A 16,206-nucleotide genomic window follows, 5' to 3' on the forward strand; every position below is an offset into this window, starting at 1 on the left:
CCGTGAGGTTTCTGACAGGCGCCGCGCCCTAATGTGCATCCAAACCCGACAACCTCGCCTTCAGAGCCCGCCGGGTCTTTCCGGCGAGCCGCCCGGACCAAGGAGCAACCAAGATGACGCGAATTCAACCGATTCTGCTGGCCTGCACGGCCGCGCTGCTGACCACTCTGCCCGCCCAGGCCCGCACCCTCGTCCAGATCAAGGAAAGCGGCGTGCTGCGCGTTGCCACGCCCGGCGACGTACCGCCCTTCTCAATGACCGTCGAGGGCCGCAACACGGGCTTTGAGGTGGAGCTGCTCAATGCCCTCGCCGCCGATCTCGGCGTCAAGGTATCGTACCGGACCGCCCGCATCGATCAGCTCACCAAGCTGGTGCAAGACGACGAGGTGGACCTGGCCGTCAGTGCCCTGGGCATCACGAGCACCCGCGAGAAAAAGACGGACTTCGCGGCCCCCAGCGGCTGCTTCGGCGTGTCGGTGATCTCGCTCGATCCCAACATGAACAAGCACACGGACCTGGCGGGCAAGAAGGTCGGCGTGATCGCCGGCTCGATCATGACCTCCTACGTGCAGAAATTGCCCTTTCAGAAGCAGGTCAACGTCTACCCCAGCAACAACGATGTGGTGATCGCCATCTTCTCCAAGGCGGTAGACGCCACCATCGCCTACAGCGTCTCCGAGCCCATCGTGAAAAAGCTCTACCCCAAAGCCCCAGTGCATTTCAGCCCCGAGTTGTGGACCGTCCCCGTGGGCATGATGCTCAACGAGCAGGACGACTCCACCCGCCTCGCCCTAAACGCCAGCCTGCGCAAGCTGCAGCAAAGCGGCACCTACGCGCAGATCAGCCAGAAATACTTCGGCAAGGACGTGCGCTGCAAAGAGTAATGCAGAGGGGATGACCCCTCTGCCCTCTGCGTCCTTTACCGCTCGCTCCGGCTGCTCAGGCGCACAAGCGCGTTCCAGTCGTCGGGCTGGGCCGGGTCATCAAGGGCGGCCTTGTTGCGGCCGGTGAAGCCGCACTTGCGGCAGCGGTGCAGGATGATCCAGCCCTTCTTGCCGCTCTGCTCCACGCCCACAGGCGTCATCACGCCGTGGCAGTCGCTCGCGCGGTCGCCGGGCTGCACGTCCACATGCAGCGAATGCAGGCAACCGGGACAGTGGTTGCGGACCGAGCCGTTTTGCAGGGGCCGCACCTCCAGGCCGCAATTCGCGCAGGTGAAGGCATTGTTGGTGCCCTGCACCGTGAAGCGGCGGGCCGTCATGCCCCCCTCCCCACGCCGCGCCGCGCCGCCCAACGTGAATCGAGAAAGGCGCGGATGCCTGGCACCGACACCAAGCACAGGGCCAGCACCAAGAACGCCACGCCTGCCAGGCTGATGACCCACCCCTGCCAACTGCCCACCGCTGCCAGCATTCCCGCCACGAACACGAGCAGGCCTGCCAGCACGCCAAAGCCCACCGTCAGCCGCCACGCCCAGACGCTGCCGCGCCACACCTGCCCCAGCAGCACGGCGGTGGCGGCAGCGTACAGCACGTTCCGCGCGAAATGCTCTGTGCCGCCCTGCAGCAGTCGGCCGAAAAAGGGTGTGGTGGCGAGCATAAACAGGCCCGAGAGCACCGCGAGGGTGGGCAGGCGTCCTCCCTCGGCCAGGGCGGGATCGAAGGGAGACGGGTCCGGCCCGCGTGCAGGAACGCTCATCCCCGCATTCCAGCATGTCCAGGCGTGGAGCACCAGGACAAACGGAACGCTCTACACCACGAAGGCGCGCACACCCCGGGCCTGACACGCCCGCAGCAGGTTCTGCCGGGTGCGGACCACCTTTTCCGCGTCCGTGTGCTGAAGCCAGATCACCGTGCGGATGCGTCCCGCTGCGTCCCATCCCGTTCGGGCACTCAAGACCGCGCCGCCAGGCGTTGTCAGGAGCTGACCTACGGTGTCGGCGTCCGGGGCACCGGGTAGGGTGACGTACTCGCGCACTTCCTCTGCTCCGGCGGGCCCGGACATTAAGGCGGCAATACCTGGAGCTGGTACAGGCGGCGCGCTTCCGGGGGGCCCACCTCGCCTCGTTCAAGCAGGGCTGTCACAGCCTCTTCGGACAGCCGCTCGATGCGAACCAGGTAGGCGCGGAGCGTCTCGGGGCTGTCGAAGCGCCGGGGATGGAGGTCACCCTCCACGCGCAGGTCCAACCAGGTGATGCCCCGCAGGGCCGACGGGCCGATCATAACTCGCGCAGGTCCTCCCACAGCTGCCAGCCCACGCCGGCGGGGGTGCTGTCGAGCAGGGGGCCGAGGGCCTGACTGGCCTCCGCGGCGGCGGCGTGCAGAACCTCCCCGCGGGGCTTGTCGTCGTAGACGCGCAGGACGGTGAACTGGTAAAAGGTTTGCCCGGCGGTGGGTTCGCCATTCTCGAAAAAGGCGAAGGGCGGCTGCACCGCGTCCCACAGCACGTGCGCCTCGTCGAGTTCGTGCGGCAGGTAGTGCTCCAGGTCCACGTCCTCACCTGCAGGGTGCCACAGGTAGCCCTGAAGCAGGCGCACGGCGGCGCGGCCTCCCGCGACGCTGGTTCCCGAGACACTGGGCTCGTCAGTGGTGCTCATCGTCCCGCAGCATACCCGCTCGCGTCCCACGAGGAGGACGAATTAAGGGAAGGGTTTAGGGTGGGCAGCGGCCAGCTTCCAGCCGTCAGCAGGGCCTTTGGCACGGGCTGCTGCCCAGCGGCGAAAGGGTTTGACCCTCTCTCTCCCCTTGGGGCACTTGCGCTCAAGGCCTGACGCCGCTCGGGGCCACTCCCCTAGAACCGCATCCCCGCTTTCGCTTTCTTTCTCCGCCGGCCCCGGCCCCACAGCAGGCGCACGGCGAACAGGGCCGCCACGATCAGCGCGGCGATCAGCGGTCCGGTATGGTCCTTTTTCACGCCCCACCAGTAGTGCAGCGCGCCGAGGGCCACGGCGGCGTAGGCGAGTTGATGCAGCCGCTGCCAGCGGGCGAAGCCCAGCCGCTTGACTGCGCTCCGCGTACTCGTCGCGGCCAGCGGGACCAGCAGCACGAGGGCCGCGAAGCCTGCGGTCACGAAGGGCCGCTTCAGCACGTCGTCCAGGACCACCTGCGGGGTGAAGCCGTGGTCAAAGAGGTACAGGGCAAAGTGCAGCGCGGCATAGACGAAGGCGAGCAGGCCCAGCGCCTTGCGGACGCGCGCGGGCCAGGTCCAGCTGGTCAGCAGGCGCAGAGGCGTACACGCGAGCGACAACGCGAGCAGGGCCAGGGTCAGCAGCCCGGTCTGGAGAATGGCCCGCTGGACGGGGTTGGCGCCGAGCGCGCCGCTCCGAGCGTCGAGCAGCAGCACGAGCGCGGGCAGCAGGCCGCCCACCACCACGCCGGGTGGCAGCCAGGGCAGCGGCGCGGCGCGGCGGGGAGACGAACGGGCAGGCGCGGCGCGGCTCACGGACACCTCCGCACAGGCACCTAGAAAAAGCGCCGAAGGTCCATGCCCTTGTACAGGTGCGCCACCTGATCGGCGTACCCGTTGAACGGCAGGGTGGGACGGCGGCGCAGCTCACCGATGCGGCGCTCGGTGGCTTGGCTCCAGCGCGGGTGCGGAACGGACGGATTCACGTTGGCGTAAAAGCCGTATTCGGTGGGCGAGGCGAGCGCCCAGGTCGTCTTGGGCTGCTTTTCAGTCAGGGTGATGCGCACCACAGCCTTGATGCTCTTGAAGCCGTACTTCCAGGGCACGACCAGCCGCAGCGGCGCGCCGTTCTGGTTGGGCAGGATGCGCCCCTGCAACCCCACAGCCATTAGGGTGAGGGGATGCATCGCCTCGTCCAGACGCAGACCCTCCACGTAGGGCCAGTCGAGTACGGCGTCGCGCTGCCCCGGCATCTGCTTGGGATCATTCAGCGCGGTGAACTGCACGTATTTGGCCTTGCCCGTGGGCTCGATGCGGCGCAGCAAGGCGGCGAGCGGAAAGCCGAGCCACGGCATCACCATGGACCAACCCTCCACGCAGCGCATACGGTAGATGCGGTCTTCGAGGGGAAACCAAGATTGCAGGGTGTCGATGTCCACCCGCACGGGCTTGCGGACCTCGCCGTCAATAAGGACGGTCCAGGGGCGGGTGCGCAGGCTTCCCGCGTTGCGGGCCGGGTCCGCCTTGTCCAGGCCGAACTCGTAATAGTTGTTGTAGGTGGTGGCCTGCGCGTAGGGCGTCACCGCTTCCGAGGTGTCGTAGGGACCAAGTGGGCGGCGGGCCTGGGCGATGAGCTCACCCGGCGCGGCTTCCGCCTGGGCGCCGGGGCGGCGGGTCAGCAGTTCCAGACCTCCACCAAGCGCGGCCACGGTGCCGGTAAAGAGGGCCGCGTTTTTTACGAAGTCGCGGCGCGAGGCGCCGGGAGCGGGGGGCGTGGGGGTGTCCTGTTCGGGGGGCGTCTGGGTCATGGCAAAACCTCCGGGGAAAGCCGTCACCTCTCCTTACCCTCTATTACGCATCCCGGAGTCCCTTTGGATCAGCCGCTTCCCTTACCCTTCGCCTCACGTCCAGTTTCGAGCAGGGAGAGCGCGTCCCGGATGCGGAAGGTTCCAGGCTCCCAGGCGGGGTGCAGGGCGCGGAGAACCCCCTCAGGCGCAGGGTGCCGTTCCTCCAGCGCCCGCCCGGCCTCCGCCCAGACGCCCGCACAGAAGGGCGCGAGGAGCGGCTCGGCCAGGGCGTCACGTAGCCAGCGAAGGGTTCGCTCGCCGTCACCCACGGTGGCGCGGGCTTCCAGGGCGAGCAGCCCTGCAAGCAGGCCCGGGTCTGGATCATGGGTGCCAGGCAGGCCCACCTGCACCCGGCGGACGAGGGCGTGGGCGCGGTTGATGGCGCCCAGGGCGGCCTCCTCCTGCCCCGTGCGCAGATAAACGTCGGCCTCCAGTGCTCGGGCCTGCGCCTCGGCGTAGGGATGATCGGTCATGTCCAGCGCCTGAAGAACGAACTCGCGCGCCTGCGCCGCGTCCGGCTCGGCCAGGGCACGGCTGAGACGGGCATCGAAGCGCAGCACCTGCTCGCGGTCGCTCGCACCGTGGGACCGGGCCAGACGCGCGTCCAGCAGCGCCCGCGCCTGCGCGAGGTCCGGGTGATCGTGCGAGGCTCCGAAAAAAGGCTGGAGGTAGGGGCGGCCCAGCCCCCGGGTCAGGTACGCGAGGGCCACCCGGTAGACGGTGCGGCGGCGGCGGTACTCGGCCTCGGGACGGCGGGGCCCGGGGCGGGACAGCCGGGCCAGCGCGTGGGCGGCGCTGCTCAGCGCCTCACCCGGCCGTCCCAGCGCGAGGAGGATGGGCAGTCCCTCGCTGAGCAGCCGGGCACGCGGCACGCTGTCCCGCTCGGGGCGGCCCTCCTCGCCGGGAAGCAGGGCGAGGGCGGCCTGAAGCTGCTTCCATCCCTCCCCCGGGCGGCCCAGGCGGCGCAGGGCGGTGGCGGCGCGGGCCAGGGCGCGGGCGCGTTCCTCAGCGCCGGCTCCGGCCATTTCCAGGCGGACGGCCGCAGCGTTCAGGTCCTTCAGGGCGGCGAGGGGCTGGCCCAGGCGCAGCCGCAGGTCGCCCTCCTGATACAGCGCGCGGGCCGACAGCAGCGGGCTTCCCTCGGGCACGAGGTGCAGATGCTGCAACGCCTCCGCCCAGTGCCCGGCGTCCTTGGCGATCAGGCCGCGCCAGAGGTGCGCCCGTGCGCCGCCGTGTCCGGTGCGCGGATCGCTGACCGCGCGGGTGGCCGCCTCCAGGTCCCCCTGCCAGCGGGCGAGCGCCGCCTCCACCAGCAGCGCGTCGGCGCGGGTGGCGGCCGTCCAGGGGTCCACCGCCACCTCGGTGGAGCGGGACAGGGCGAGGTCCGGATGCCCGAGCTGCGTTCGCGCCGCCTCAAAGTTTCCGGCGTCCACGCTGCTCTCGGCAAGCTTGACCCGCGCCCAGGCGCGGCGAACCGGATCGGGCGATTCCAGCAGGGTAAACAGGGCGTCCCGCGCGCAGGGCTCGTCGTACTCGCCGCGCCCGGCATGGTGGGCCACCACGGCGCGGGCCAGCTCCTCGCGGCTCTCCCCCACCGCGCCCGAGCGAACCTGCGGCCAGAGGGGCGGCAGGTGCCGGGCGTCGTCGGGAACGCTCTGCATGTGGGCGGCCAGCCCCCACCACTCACCGAGCGCGGCAAGGGCGGCCAGCCGGGCAGGCACGAGGTCCGGCGCACTCGGCGCGGCGAGCAGGCGGCGCAGCGCCCTGTCCCGCTCGGCCCCGGAAACGTGGGGCAGGGCTCCACGCAGGGACGGGACGGGCCGCCACTCCCCCTCCTCCTCTTTCAGCAGGGCGCGGGTGTGGGGCGGCAGGGCGTGAACAGAACCTCCCAGCGCTGCCGCGAGGGCCACCTCCAACACCCCCTCTCCTCCCAGCCCCGACAGCGCCGCCGCCAGCCGCCGCACATCGGGGTCCGCGAGGAGGCGGGCGGGGGTCACGTCCTCCGGGCCCCGCGTCGCCAGCAGGGTCAGCCGGTCGAGGTGTCGTCCCGTGCTCCGCACGAGTTCGTCGGCCCGCTCGCGCGTGATGCCCAGCCGGGCCATCAGGTAGGCGCGGGCCTCGGCGGGGGTGGGCGGCTTGAGGGAAATGACCTCGGCGGGCAGGTCCTCCAGTCCAGCAGTGTCTTCCAGTGCCAGGAGCACGGCCACCCCGAGGGGTGCGCGGCGCAGCAGGTGTTCAGCAGCCCAGGCAGCGGGCGAGCCAGGCGAGCCGTCCGGCAGGCGGGGAGGCTGGCCCCCAAACGTGAAGTCCGCCGTAACCCGCACGAGCAGCGCGCCGGGAGGAAGCGGGAAGACGGCGCGCGCCGCGTTCCCCTGCGCCTGCGCCACCTCGGCGTAGGACGTTCCCGAGGGCGCAAGGGCAAGCTCGGCAGACCCGTCGCCCGTCAGGTTGAGGCGCACGACGTCAAGGTCCGGCAGGGCGCGCAGGGCCCTTTCCAGATGTTCGAGCAAGACCGTCTTGCCCGCACCCGCTCGGCCCGTGACGGTCAGGCGTGGGGCGCGGCCCCCCCGCACTCCAGCGAGAAACTGCTTGTAGGCGCGTTTCTTGCCGTGACCCAGCAGTTCCAGTTCGGCGGGCAGGGGGGGCGCGACTGGGGAGGAGGTCTCGGCCAGAGGCCGTCCCGCTTCCTGCGCGAGTTCGGCGAGGACAGCGCGCAGGACCGCCTTGTCGCCGGACGTGCCCACATCCCGGTAAATGATGTTGCGGACGGCCGCCGGGTTCGCCCCACGCGCCCGCATCTGCGCCTCGAGCCAACGCAGGCTGCCCCGCACGCCGCCCTCTTCCCGCACGGGGGGCAGGTGGGCGCGCAAGTCAGCCAGGGCGGCTTTCCAGTCCACGGTATCCCGAGCGTACCACCTGTCTCCACTTCGTTGAACTCAGTGCAACGAAGGCGGGTACAGCCCGTGCCTGACGCCCACGTCAGACTTCAAGCAGGTGGGTGTGTATACTCAGTCCAGTTTCTAGAAAATCTCAAGCCCCTTTCCCCCACTCTGGAGGACTTCATGCGCGCCACCCTGTTTCTGCTCAGCCTGACCCTCGCCACCCCTGCCCTTCTCGGCACCGCTGCCGCCCAGAGTCAAGCTTCGGCCCAGGCGCTGTTTGACCAGGGCAAGTGGCAGGAGGCCGCCACCGCCGCCGCCGCCCTGAACACCAGCGCCGGGTACGCCCTCGCTGCGGAGTCGGTGACGGCGGGCGCGAGCCTGAGCCCCGACAACCAGAAAAAGGCCCTGTTCCAGCGGGCACAGGCCTACGCCAAGCAGGCCATCGCAGCCGACAAGAACAACGCCGACGCCTACTTCGAGCTGGCCCGCGCCGAGGGCCGCCTCGCGCAGTACGTGGGCGTGTTCCAGAGCCTGCCGCTCGCCAAGGACATGAAGGTCAACCTCGACAAGGCCATCGCCGTGAATCCCAAGCTGGCAGGCGCGTATGTGGCGCTGGGCCTGTGGAACGTCAATCTCGACAGCGGCGGCCTCAAGGGAGCCATCGCCGCCTCGCAGACAGGCGCGAAAAAGGCCAACGCCGTGCCCAATTTCGAAAAGGCCATTTCTTTGGAGCCGGGCGTCGCCGTTCACCGCATCGAGTATGCCAACGCCCTGCTGATGCTGGGCAACAAGGCGGGAGCTGCCGAACAGCTGCGCAAGGCCGTCACCCTGCCTGCCGAGACCTTCTGGGAAAAGCGTGATATGGAAGGCGCGAAGGCGAAGCTGGCGACGCTGCAGTAAAGCGATCGGCGACAGGAGGCTTCGGTGCCGAAGCCTCCTGCTTTTTTGCTCCGGGCTGCCGAGTTACCGCAGCGACTGCACCGCCCCCGGCACCACCTCCACCCGCACCGCCGTGACCTCGCCCGCCACGTCGCCGTCGAGGTGCAGAGGCGTCGGGCGCGTCCAGCTGAGCGTTACGGTCTGGCCTGCCGCGTGAGAGACGAGGGGATGCCCCAGATGACGGCCTCGCAGCACCCGCGCCATCAGGGCAAGCAGCTGGGGACGGGAGACCGGGCCGCTCACCAGGGCGTTGAGCCGGCCATCGCCCACATCGGACGCGGGACTGATCTGAAAGCCGCCGCCGTAGCGGGTGCCGTTCATCACGGCGGCAAGGCAGCTGGGGCCGCTGTACAGCACGCGTCCGTCCACCTCGGCGGTGACGCGGGTGAGGCGCAACTCCCGCAGGGCCTTCAACGCAGCCCACGCGTAGCGCCCGAAGCCGGAAAGCCGTCCCGGAGCTTGCGCCGTCAACGCCGCCACCCGCGCATCAAAGCCCATGCCCAGCCCATTGAGCAGCAGCCGGGAAGTGCCCGCCCCTTCCCCCGCGAGGATGGTGGCCCGCAGGGCGTCCACCAGACGCGGCGGCGTGCCCAGGTGGTCGAGCACGCCCATGAAATCGCCCGGTTTCCGGCCCAGCATTCCGGCGAAGTCGTTGCCCGTCCCGACGGGGATCACGGCCAGCAAGCGGCCCGTGTTCACCAGGGCGGGCAGCAGCGCGCCCACCGTGCCGTCTCCGCCCACGGCCAGCACGGTTGCGTGGTCAGGGAGGGCCTGGACCCGCTGGAGCGCGGTCCCACCCTCCTCCTCGTGGATCAGCTCGAAGTCCAGGCCTCGCCTGCGCAGCTCGGCTTCCAATCTGGGCCAGCTTCGTCCAGCGAGGCCCCGCCCAGCGCCCGGGTTGAGAACGACGGCGAGGGGCAGCACAGGAAGGGACGCAGTCACGTTGCGTTCAGCATAGGGCAGCGCTGCCCAGCAACTTCAGCTCCAGTTCTCCGGCCTCCCTGCCAGCCCAAAGTGCCAGGCCACCGCCCGCGCGATGCGGCCCGAAGCCTGGCCGTCGCCGTAAGGGTTGCGGGCCTGGCGCATCTGTTCCAGCCTGGTCTCGTCGCCCAGGAGGCTGTTCAGGACCGTCCGCATCTGCCCCGGATCATTGCCCGCCAGGGTCAGCACGCCCGCTTCCACACCCTCCGGGCGCTCGGTCACGTTACGCAGCACGGCCACGGGGACGCCCAGCGCCGCGCCTTCCTCCTGCAGACCGCCGCTGTCGGTGGCGAGCAGCGCTGAGGCGGCCATCAGGGGGGCCATGTTGGCATAGTCCAGCGGCTCGGTCAGCTCGAAATTGGGCAGCTCGCCCAGTGCCGGGCGCACCGCCTCCTGCACGGCCGGGTTAAGGTGAACGGGATAGACGAAGTGGCAGCCGGGGTGGGTGCGGGCCACGTCGGCCAGGGCATGCGCCATCGCGGCCATGCCGGGCAGATTCTCACGGCGGTGCATCGTGACCGTCACCAGCCGCTGCCCGGCGTCCCGTCTGGCCTGCCACTCCGGGCGCAGGGCGACGCGGCCCGCCACCTCGCGCACAGCGTCCACGGCGGTCTGTCCGGTAACGAAGATGCCCCCTTCGGCCTTGCCCTCACGCAGCAGGTTGGCGCGGCTGCCGGGAGTGGGCGCGAAGTCCAGGGTGGTCAACACGCCGGTCAGGCGGCGGTTGGCTTCCTCGGGGAAGGGCTCGCGCATGTTGCCGCTGCGTAGCCCCGCCTCCACGTGCCCCACCGCAATCCCCTCGTAGAAGGCTGAGAGCGCCACGCAAAAGGAGGTGGTGGTGTCGCCATGGACGAGCACCATGTCCGCGCCCATCTCGCGCAACCTGCGCCCGGCCTGCGGAACGATCCGGCCCGTCAGGTCCGCGAGCGTCTGCCGGTCGGTCATCACGTTCAGGTCCTCATCGGGAGTCAGGCCAAAGACGGCCAGAGCCTCGTCGAGCATCTGCCGCTGCTGCCCGGTGGACAGGATCAGGGGTGTGAGGCCGGGCTGCTGCGCGAGGGCCGCGTACACTGGGGCCATTTTGGTGGCCTCAGGCCGGGTACCGAAGGCCAGGACAATACGCCTAAGGGCGGGAGGGGGAGCGTCGCTCATCGGCAGTCACGGTAGCAGAGGGGGGACGGGGGGCAGCGGGGACGGGGGAAAAAGGACCCGGGCAGGAGGATGGGCGGAATTGCCCTGTGCGCCCCCCTCACCCCTTGCTGCGCAGGGCCCTCGCCTCCCTCTTTTGTCTGACGCCCTCACGCTTCACTTCCCTGCCCTCCCGGCGACACCCGCACCTCGCGCCCCAGCGCCCGCACCCGGCGGTAGGCCACGAACCACAGGCACAGCAGCACGGCCACCACAGTACCCAGGATGGCGGGCAGCGGCACGCCCTGCGCCACCATGCCAATCACGCCGCACAGCAGGGCAATGCCCCACAGGATGACCGCTGTGCGCCGCGGCGAGGAGGTGCGCGCGAGGACACGGTGGTGGATATGCGTCTTGTCCGGGTGGCCCAGCGGATTGCGAATTCCGCGCGCCAGCCGTCCGATGACCACCTGCGTGGTGTCCAGAATGGGCAGCGCCATGATGAGCAGCGGCACGAGCAGGCTGGCCCCCGCGCTGAATTTGAGCGTGCCCAGTAAGCTGACGGCGGCCAGCGTGTAGCCGAACAAATTCGAGCCTGCGTCGCCCATGATGATGCGGCTGGGGTTGAAGTTGTGCCTCAGGTAGCCCAGCGCCGCGCCTGCCAGCCCTGCGAGCAGCACGACGGCGGCGGCCCGGTCCGGGAACTGGGCGGCCGTCACGAGCAAGACGGCGGAGGCGACGAAAGCCACGCCCCCCACCACGCCGTCCACGCCGTCAAGCAGGTTGACCGCGTTTGTCAGGCCCACCACCCACAGGATGGTCAGGACCACCGACAGCGGCACGCTGAGGGCATGCGGCAGCGTGGGCAGAAAGGGAATGGCATTGAAGTCGATGTGCAGGCCGTTGACCAGCAGCAGCACCGCCGCCAACGCCTGCACCACGAGGCGAAACAGCGGCGAGAGTTCGTACTGGTCGTCGATAAAGCCCGTCAGTACCAGCACCGCCGCGCCCAGCAAGATTGCGAGCACCTGAATATTCACCTGCTCGATAACGATGGGCCGCAGCGTCCAGGCCACCACCACACTGACGAGGAATCCGGCAAAGATCGCGAGCCCCCCGGCATTGGGCAGCGGTTCTTTGTTCAATCGGCGCTCGTTGGGCTGGTCCGCCCACCCCACCTTGATGGCAAACTCCCGGACGGATGGAATAAACCGCCAGGTAAACAGCCAAGCGGCCAGGAACGTGAGCAGAACGCTGAAAAACCCCCGTCCAAAGGGGTCAGCGATACCAAATTGCGCCGCAAGGGCCTTCAGGGACTCCATATGCTGACTGGATTTTAAATGCTGGATATGAGCAGAGGGCCGACAGTCCGGCCCTCTGCGCCCTTACTTCGTGCCGTAAATCCTGTCTCCTGCGTCCCCCAGCCCCGGCACGATGTACCCGTGGTCATTGAGACGCTCGTCCACAGCGGCGACCACAATTTCAACGTCGGGGTGATCGCGCTCAATGACAGCGATGCCCTCAGGCGCAGCGAGGATGGACATCAGGCGGATGCTCTGCGCGCCCGCCACCTTCAAGGCCGCGATGGCCGCCGAAGCGCTGCCCCCGGTGGCGAGCATCGGATCGGTCAGAAAGACGCGGCGCTCGGCGATATCGGCGGGCAGCTTGTTGTAGTACGCGACGGGCTGCAACGTTCCCGGATCGCGGTACATCCCGATATGCCCCACCTTGGCGGCGGGCACGAGATTCACGATGGCGTCGGTCATGATCAGCCCCGCGCGCAGGATGGCGACGAGCGCGAGCTTCTTGCCACTCAGCATGGGAAACTCACCCTCCTGCAGCGGCGTCTGCAAGCGCGTGGGCGTCACGTCCAGGTCGCGCATGGCCTCATAGGCGAGCAGCATCGACACCTCGGCGGCCAGTTCGCGGAACTCCTTGACGCCAGTGGTCACGTCGCGCATCAGGGAGAGTTTGTGCTGAACGAGGGGGTGGGAGACGACGAGGAGCATGACCCCAACATACCGCTCATTGGGGCGTCTTCTCGTCTTGCCACTCCGGAGGGGTGGCACACCCCCGCACCCCTGGCTTTTGCCAGACGCGCTATCCCGGCAGCCGCGCCAGGACGTGCCGGGCCCGGGGCACCTTCAAGTCGCGCTGGTGGTCGAACTCGTAGGGCTCGTTCATTAAAAACCAGTACAGGTCGTGCAGGCAGGTGTGGGCCAGGTAGGCGCGCAGCCGGGTCAGGGTCGTGGGAGCGTGGTCCGGCAGGAAGGTCAGGGCCGCCTCCAGGCTGGCCTCGGCGCTCAACAGGTCCAGGGTGCCGGTCTTGAGCAGCGCCACGTCACGTAGGGGATCGTCCCACCCCGCCTTCGTCCAGTCGATCACCAGCACTTCCCCGTCTGGAGAGATCAGGATGTTGTCCTGCCACAGGTCCAGGTGACAAAACGCAGCAGGCTGGGCAAGGAGGCCACGCTCCAGTGGCAGCTCCACGGCATCGAAGAGGTCGTCGAGGGGATAGGCCGCCAGCGCACTGCGAAAGCGCTTCAGGCGTTCGCGCAATCGGCGCAGGTCCACCTGGCCCTGCCGCTCTCCGTGGAGCGTTTCCAGAATCTCGCGCAGGCGGGGCAGCGCCGCCGGAATGTCACCCCCGCGCAGGGGCCGTCCCGGAAAGCGGCGTAGGATCAGGGCTTCTACGCCGTCGGCCTCCACCGCGTCCAGTACCCAGGCGTCCAGCCCAGCCCGGCGCATGTTCTGGGCTTCCTGGCGGTGCTCTCCCCGGTGGTTGCGGTAGACCTTGACCACAGCGCCACCGTCGGGGGTGGCGTACACCCGGCTCTGCATCCCCGCGTCCATCGGTTCCAGCGGGCCGAAGCGGGCTTCGAGCACGGGAAAGCGGTGGGTTGGCGCTCGGCCCGGAGTCACGCGCGCATCATAGCGGGAAGAAGGTGTGCGGCGGAGGTGGGGGCCAAGCGTTTGAAGGGAGTGGGCCTCTCCGCCGCCACCTCACCTTCCTTCGGGCTGGACCTCTCGCCCCAGCCCCCTGTCCTGCGCGCCCGTAGAGCTGCTGGCAGCGCTTTACGGGCCCTCCACTCCAGTGGAAAGGATCAAAAGAACCCACCGCTGCGGCGGGAGTGTTTGACGGTTGGCCGACCTGGCCTTACTTACCTGTCCTGCGGCAGCTTCTCGAGCAGACCCACCAGCCGGGGATCGAGGGCCTTGCCCGCTTGCCCGCGCACCTGCTCCAGGTTGCCGCTGCGGACGTAGGCGTTGGCCACCGCCAGAATGCGCGCGTAGAGCGAGATGTCCTCGCCGCTCAGCCCGTCGGGCTCGCCCTGACCGTCCCAGCGCTCGTGATGGTGGCGGATGGCCTTTTGCGCCTGCGCGAGGTGCGGCACGCCATGCAGAAAGTTCGCGCCCACTTGCGGGTGCCCCACCTCGCCGTGGATCTTGCCGATGTCATGCAGCAGCGCGGCGTACCACAGCTCTTCCTGCTCGCGCTCCACCAGGCCCACCGCCCGGCCCAGCCGCACGGCGAGGTCCGCCACCGCCTGGCCGTGGCCCAGAGCGTCAAACTCCTGGCTCTCGACCGCTTCCACGAAGGCCGAGGTGATCTGGCGGGCCGTCTGCCGCCACTCGTCACGCGAGTCAATCACGCCCAGCAGAGGGGCCACTGCCGTAGCCCAGCGGGCCACCGCCTCCTGCTGCTCAGGGGTGATGCCCTCGGTGGAAGTGCGGTCGAAGACCAGCGCGCCCAGCCCCCGTCCCCGGTCACTGAGCGGCACCACCAGCGTGAGGGGCAGCCCGCGCATCCCGCAAGCGTCGAGCTGTTCCTGCACGTCGGTGGTGTTCATCTCGTAGATCTCGCGGGTGCCGTCGCGCAGCAGGCGGGGCTTGCTGCCAGCCCAGGGACCGCTGAGGGGCGTGCCGATCAGGCTTTGCGGATAGCCCACCACAGCCACCACCCGGTCGGGACCACGGCGCAGCACCGCGTAGGCGTTGGCCTGATCGTCGAGCAGGGTCAGGGCGTGGGTGAGGGCGCGCTCCAGGATGCTGCCGCTGCTGGGCCGGGCCAGCAACTCGGACAGCACCGCCGCCACGTCCTGGGCGTCCGCAGCGGGCATCGGCGCGCTGGAAGAACGGGATTCAGGCCCGGGCGTAGGCGCGGGCTGCTGCGGGCGAGGGCGTCGAAACACGTTGTGTTCAGTATAGCCGCGCTACCCTACCCCCGTGCCGCGCTCTTCCGCCCCCGCCGTTCATCCCTCCTCCATGTCTGATTCGCGCCCCCCATCTGCCAGCCCCGTGGGTGACGCCGTACGCCGGGGCTACGCGGCTTATGGACGGCGTGCTGAAGCCTGGATGAAGGGCTACGCCGAGCGCGGCGGGCAGGTCCACTGCGCTGCAGGCTGCTTCGGCTGCTGCAACATGCCCATCCGCGTTTCTCTGGCCGAAGCGCTCGTCACGGCCGAGGCCCTGAATCCTGAGGAAGCCGCCCGGGTGGAGGCCCACGCCCGCCGCGTCATCGAGAACGCCCGCACCGCGCCCGATGAGGAGACGTACGTGGAGCGCCACCGCTTTCAGGTGGGGTACTGCCCCCTGCTGGATCCGGCCAGTGGCGGGTGCTCGAAGTACGGGGCCCGTCCCACCCGCTGCCGCGACACCTTCAGCGCCCTTCCGGCCCGCTACTGCCAGGCCGGCGCGTGGGAGGGCATGACGCGCCGCGAGCGAGAGGCCTACCGCCGCGAGGTGGCGCGTACCCCCGGCACCGACGGCGAACTGCACTTTATCGCCCCCCTGGAGCACCTCTCCGAGCCTGTGTGGGAGGCAGCGGCCAAGGCCATGCGGACCCACTGGGGCGTGGAGGCCTGGGGCGACTTCTGGGTACTGACCACCCTGACGCAAAACCGGACCTTTATGCAGGCCGTGATCCGGGGTGACGCGCGGAGCGCTTGGCGGGTGGCGAAGGCAGCGGGGCTGGCCCATAACGCCGTACTGGAACTCACGGGGGGTGAGCCGTCCAACCGTAGAACAGCCTAACCGCTCGGCACACCAGGCGATTTGACCTTTGGCCCACTACTGAAACGAACTGTCGCCCCCCACGCGCACGCCCTCGTAATAGGCATACGCGGCGCTGTAGCAGGCGGGCCGGGCGTACCAGCTCTTGGCCGCGCAGGTGGCCTTCATGTTGACGAAAAAGGCCTCGTCGCTGCTCTTGCGGTTGGCGTCGGTGCGCCCGTATACCTTGAGGTTGCGGTAGGCGAAGTCGTGGACATTGCAGGCGGGGCGGAAATCCTCGCGGTAGCCCAGGCCCAAGCCGTCGGGGGCGCTGCACCCGTCGCGGCTCCAGTCGAGGCCGGCGTAGGGGCTCTCTGTGCCCGCATAGGTCACGTACTGCCCGCTGTAGTTGCCCACTGTGCCCCAGCCTGTGCGTTTGATGTAGGCGAGGCGGTCGGCGGCGAGGTCCGCCCCAGTGATGGCCGGGGCCACGGGGCGGCTGAGCTCGGCGGGCCGCTCGCCGTAGGCTTCCTGGAGTGCGGCGAGCAGTCCGGCGTCGTTCCCGTAGTGGGCGAGGATGGCCTGGCTGCCCTCGTCCTGAAGCTCGGCGCGGGCCGCGTACGCTGCGGCATGGTCAGCAGGGGCGCTGGCGCTGGAGACGGGAGCCTGTCCACAGGCGGCGAGGGCGGCGGTCAGGGCAAGGGCGGGGACGACGTGCTTCATGCGTGACTCCTGGGAATGAGGTTGTGGTCGCCCGCACAGCCTACCGCGCCAGGTGGGATGGACGTGTTATAGGAATTCCGGTGAATCAG

18 protein-coding genes are annotated in these 16,206 nt (G+C 69.3%); 3 read left to right on the plus strand and 15 right to left on the minus strand.

Features of this window, described 5'->3' with window-relative positions:
- Window positions 1-113: 113 nt before the first annotated feature.
- Entirely contained in the window at window positions 114-884 is a 771-nt protein-coding gene (locus tag B9A95_RS23205; RefSeq protein WP_084049436.1) for a substrate-binding periplasmic protein, read from the plus strand.
- Between the two features lie 35 nt (window positions 885-919).
- On the opposite strand, the gene B9A95_RS23210 is transcribed toward B9A95_RS23205, so the two are convergent.
- From B9A95_RS23210 to B9A95_RS23245, 8 genes are all read right to left on the minus strand, one after another.
- A complete protein-coding gene (locus B9A95_RS23210) occupies window positions 920-1,261 on the minus strand; it encodes an RNHCP domain-containing protein (RefSeq protein ID WP_084049437.1) in 342 nt (113 codons plus the stop codon).
- A complete protein-coding gene (locus B9A95_RS23215; RefSeq protein WP_084049438.1) occupies window positions 1,258-1,698 on the minus strand; it encodes a hypothetical protein in 441 nt (146 codons plus the stop codon). The genes B9A95_RS23210 and B9A95_RS23215 overlap by 4 nt, the downstream gene beginning before the upstream one ends.
- A gap of 51 nt (window positions 1,699-1,749) precedes the next feature.
- The gene (locus B9A95_RS23220) at window positions 1,750-2,004 is read right to left on the minus strand and encodes a hypothetical protein (protein WP_084049439.1); all 255 of its coding nucleotides are present in this window, start codon (window positions 2,002-2,004) and stop codon (window positions 1,750-1,752) included.
- Window positions 2,004-2,222 (minus strand): hypothetical protein, encoded by a 219-nt coding sequence (locus B9A95_RS23225; RefSeq protein ID WP_084049440.1) that lies wholly within the window; start codon window positions 2,220-2,222, stop codon window positions 2,004-2,006. Before B9A95_RS23225 ends, B9A95_RS23220 begins: the two co-directional genes overlap by 1 nt.
- On the minus strand, window positions 2,219-2,596 hold the full coding sequence (locus tag B9A95_RS23230) for a DUF3208 domain-containing protein (protein WP_084049441.1): 378 nt from the start codon (window positions 2,594-2,596) through the stop codon (window positions 2,219-2,221). The genes B9A95_RS23225 and B9A95_RS23230 overlap by 4 nt, the downstream gene beginning before the upstream one ends.
- A 194-nt stretch (window positions 2,597-2,790) precedes the next feature.
- Window positions 2,791-3,372: a protein-methionine-sulfoxide reductase heme-binding subunit MsrQ gene (locus B9A95_RS23235; RefSeq protein WP_139807074.1), complete on the minus strand. Its 582-nt coding sequence runs from the start codon at window positions 3,370-3,372 to the stop codon at window positions 2,791-2,793.
- Between the two features lie 89 nt (window positions 3,373-3,461).
- The gene (gene msrP / locus B9A95_RS23240; RefSeq protein ID WP_084049442.1) at window positions 3,462-4,433 is read right to left on the minus strand and encodes a protein-methionine-sulfoxide reductase catalytic subunit MsrP; all 972 of its coding nucleotides are present in this window, start codon (window positions 4,431-4,433) and stop codon (window positions 3,462-3,464) included.
- A 68-nt stretch (window positions 4,434-4,501) separates the two neighbouring features.
- Window positions 4,502-7,369: a hypothetical protein gene (locus B9A95_RS23245; protein WP_084049443.1), complete on the minus strand. Its 2,868-nt coding sequence runs from the start codon at window positions 7,367-7,369 to the stop codon at window positions 4,502-4,504.
- A gap of 165 nt (window positions 7,370-7,534) precedes the next feature.
- Here B9A95_RS23245 and B9A95_RS23250 point away from each other — a divergent pair, with 165 nt between their 5' ends.
- The gene (locus B9A95_RS23250) at window positions 7,535-8,254 is read left to right on the plus strand and encodes a hypothetical protein (protein ID WP_084049444.1); all 720 of its coding nucleotides are present in this window, start codon (window positions 7,535-7,537) and stop codon (window positions 8,252-8,254) included.
- Between the two features lie 63 nt (window positions 8,255-8,317).
- Here B9A95_RS23250 and B9A95_RS23255 read toward each other — a convergent pair whose 3' ends face one another.
- From B9A95_RS23255 to B9A95_RS23280, 6 genes are all read right to left on the minus strand, one after another.
- Window positions 8,318-9,235: a diacylglycerol/lipid kinase family protein gene (locus B9A95_RS23255; RefSeq protein WP_245808450.1), complete on the minus strand. Its 918-nt coding sequence runs from the start codon at window positions 9,233-9,235 to the stop codon at window positions 8,318-8,320.
- A 36-nt stretch (window positions 9,236-9,271) separates the two neighbouring features.
- Complete coding sequence (wecB, locus tag B9A95_RS23260) at window positions 9,272-10,426, minus strand: non-hydrolyzing UDP-N-acetylglucosamine 2-epimerase (protein ID WP_084049445.1); 1,155 nt, start codon at window positions 10,424-10,426, stop codon at window positions 9,272-9,274.
- A gap of 146 nt (window positions 10,427-10,572) precedes the next feature.
- Window positions 10,573-11,724 (minus strand): MraY family glycosyltransferase, encoded by a 1,152-nt coding sequence (locus B9A95_RS23265; protein ID WP_084049446.1) that lies wholly within the window; start codon window positions 11,722-11,724, stop codon window positions 10,573-10,575.
- A gap of 63 nt (window positions 11,725-11,787) precedes the next feature.
- Window positions 11,788-12,411: a uracil phosphoribosyltransferase gene (upp, locus tag B9A95_RS23270; RefSeq protein WP_084049447.1), complete on the minus strand. Its 624-nt coding sequence runs from the start codon at window positions 12,409-12,411 to the stop codon at window positions 11,788-11,790.
- A gap of 91 nt (window positions 12,412-12,502) precedes the next feature.
- A complete protein-coding gene (locus B9A95_RS23275; RefSeq protein ID WP_084049448.1) occupies window positions 12,503-13,324 on the minus strand; it encodes a phosphotransferase in 822 nt (273 codons plus the stop codon).
- 239 nt (window positions 13,325-13,563) lie between these two features.
- A complete protein-coding gene (locus tag B9A95_RS23280; RefSeq protein WP_245808451.1) occupies window positions 13,564-14,595 on the minus strand; it encodes an HD domain-containing phosphohydrolase in 1,032 nt (343 codons plus the stop codon).
- A gap of 73 nt (window positions 14,596-14,668) precedes the next feature.
- On the opposite strand from B9A95_RS23280, the gene B9A95_RS23285 reads away from it, so the two are divergent.
- A complete protein-coding gene (locus B9A95_RS23285) occupies window positions 14,669-15,436 on the plus strand; it encodes a YkgJ family cysteine cluster protein (protein WP_084049450.1) in 768 nt (255 codons plus the stop codon).
- A 36-nt stretch (window positions 15,437-15,472) separates the two neighbouring features.
- Here B9A95_RS23285 and B9A95_RS23290 read toward each other — a convergent pair whose 3' ends face one another.
- The gene (locus B9A95_RS23290; protein ID WP_084049451.1) at window positions 15,473-16,117 is read right to left on the minus strand and encodes a phospholipase A2; all 645 of its coding nucleotides are present in this window, start codon (window positions 16,115-16,117) and stop codon (window positions 15,473-15,475) included.
- Window positions 16,118-16,206: the final 89 nt, after the last annotated feature.

This window comes from Deinococcus hopiensis KR-140 (assembly GCF_900176165.1).
GTDB classification, from domain to species: domain Bacteria; phylum Deinococcota; class Deinococci; order Deinococcales; family Deinococcaceae; genus Deinococcus; species Deinococcus hopiensis.

Bases quoted from the DNA above. Each gene is read 5' to 3' on its own strand.
- B9A95_RS23210 (WP_084049437.1), bottom strand. From the start codon at position 1,261: ATGACGGCCCGCCGCTTCACGGTGCAGGGCACCAACAATGCCTTCACC.
- upp (WP_084049447.1), bottom strand. From the start codon at position 12,411: ATGCTCCTCGTCGTCTCCCACCCCCTCGTTCAGCACAAACTCTCCCTG.
- B9A95_RS23285 (WP_084049450.1), top strand. From the start codon at position 14,669: ATGTCTGATTCGCGCCCCCCATCTGCCAGCCCCGTGGGTGACGCCGTA.
- B9A95_RS23225 (WP_084049440.1), bottom strand. From the start codon at position 2,222: ATGATCGGCCCGTCGGCCCTGCGGGGCATCACCTGGTTGGACCTGCGC.
- B9A95_RS23265 (WP_084049446.1), bottom strand. From the start codon at position 11,724: ATGGAGTCCCTGAAGGCCCTTGCGGCGCAATTTGGTATCGCTGACCCC.
- wecB (WP_084049445.1), bottom strand. From the start codon at position 10,426: ATGAGCGACGCTCCCCCTCCCGCCCTTAGGCGTATTGTCCTGGCCTTC.
- B9A95_RS23205 (WP_084049436.1), top strand. From the start codon at position 114: ATGACGCGAATTCAACCGATTCTGCTGGCCTGCACGGCCGCGCTGCTG.
- B9A95_RS23250 (WP_084049444.1), top strand. From the start codon at position 7,535: ATGCGCGCCACCCTGTTTCTGCTCAGCCTGACCCTCGCCACCCCTGCC.
- B9A95_RS23290 (WP_084049451.1), bottom strand. From the start codon at position 16,117: ATGAAGCACGTCGTCCCCGCCCTTGCCCTGACCGCCGCCCTCGCCGCC.
- B9A95_RS23215 (WP_084049438.1), bottom strand. From the start codon at position 1,698: ATGAGCGTTCCTGCACGCGGGCCGGACCCGTCTCCCTTCGATCCCGCC.
- B9A95_RS23230 (WP_084049441.1), bottom strand. From the start codon at position 2,596: ATGAGCACCACTGACGAGCCCAGTGTCTCGGGAACCAGCGTCGCGGGA.
- msrP (WP_084049442.1), bottom strand. From the start codon at position 4,433: ATGACCCAGACGCCCCCCGAACAGGACACCCCCACGCCCCCCGCTCCC.
- B9A95_RS23220 (WP_084049439.1), bottom strand. From the start codon at position 2,004: ATGTCCGGGCCCGCCGGAGCAGAGGAAGTGCGCGAGTACGTCACCCTA.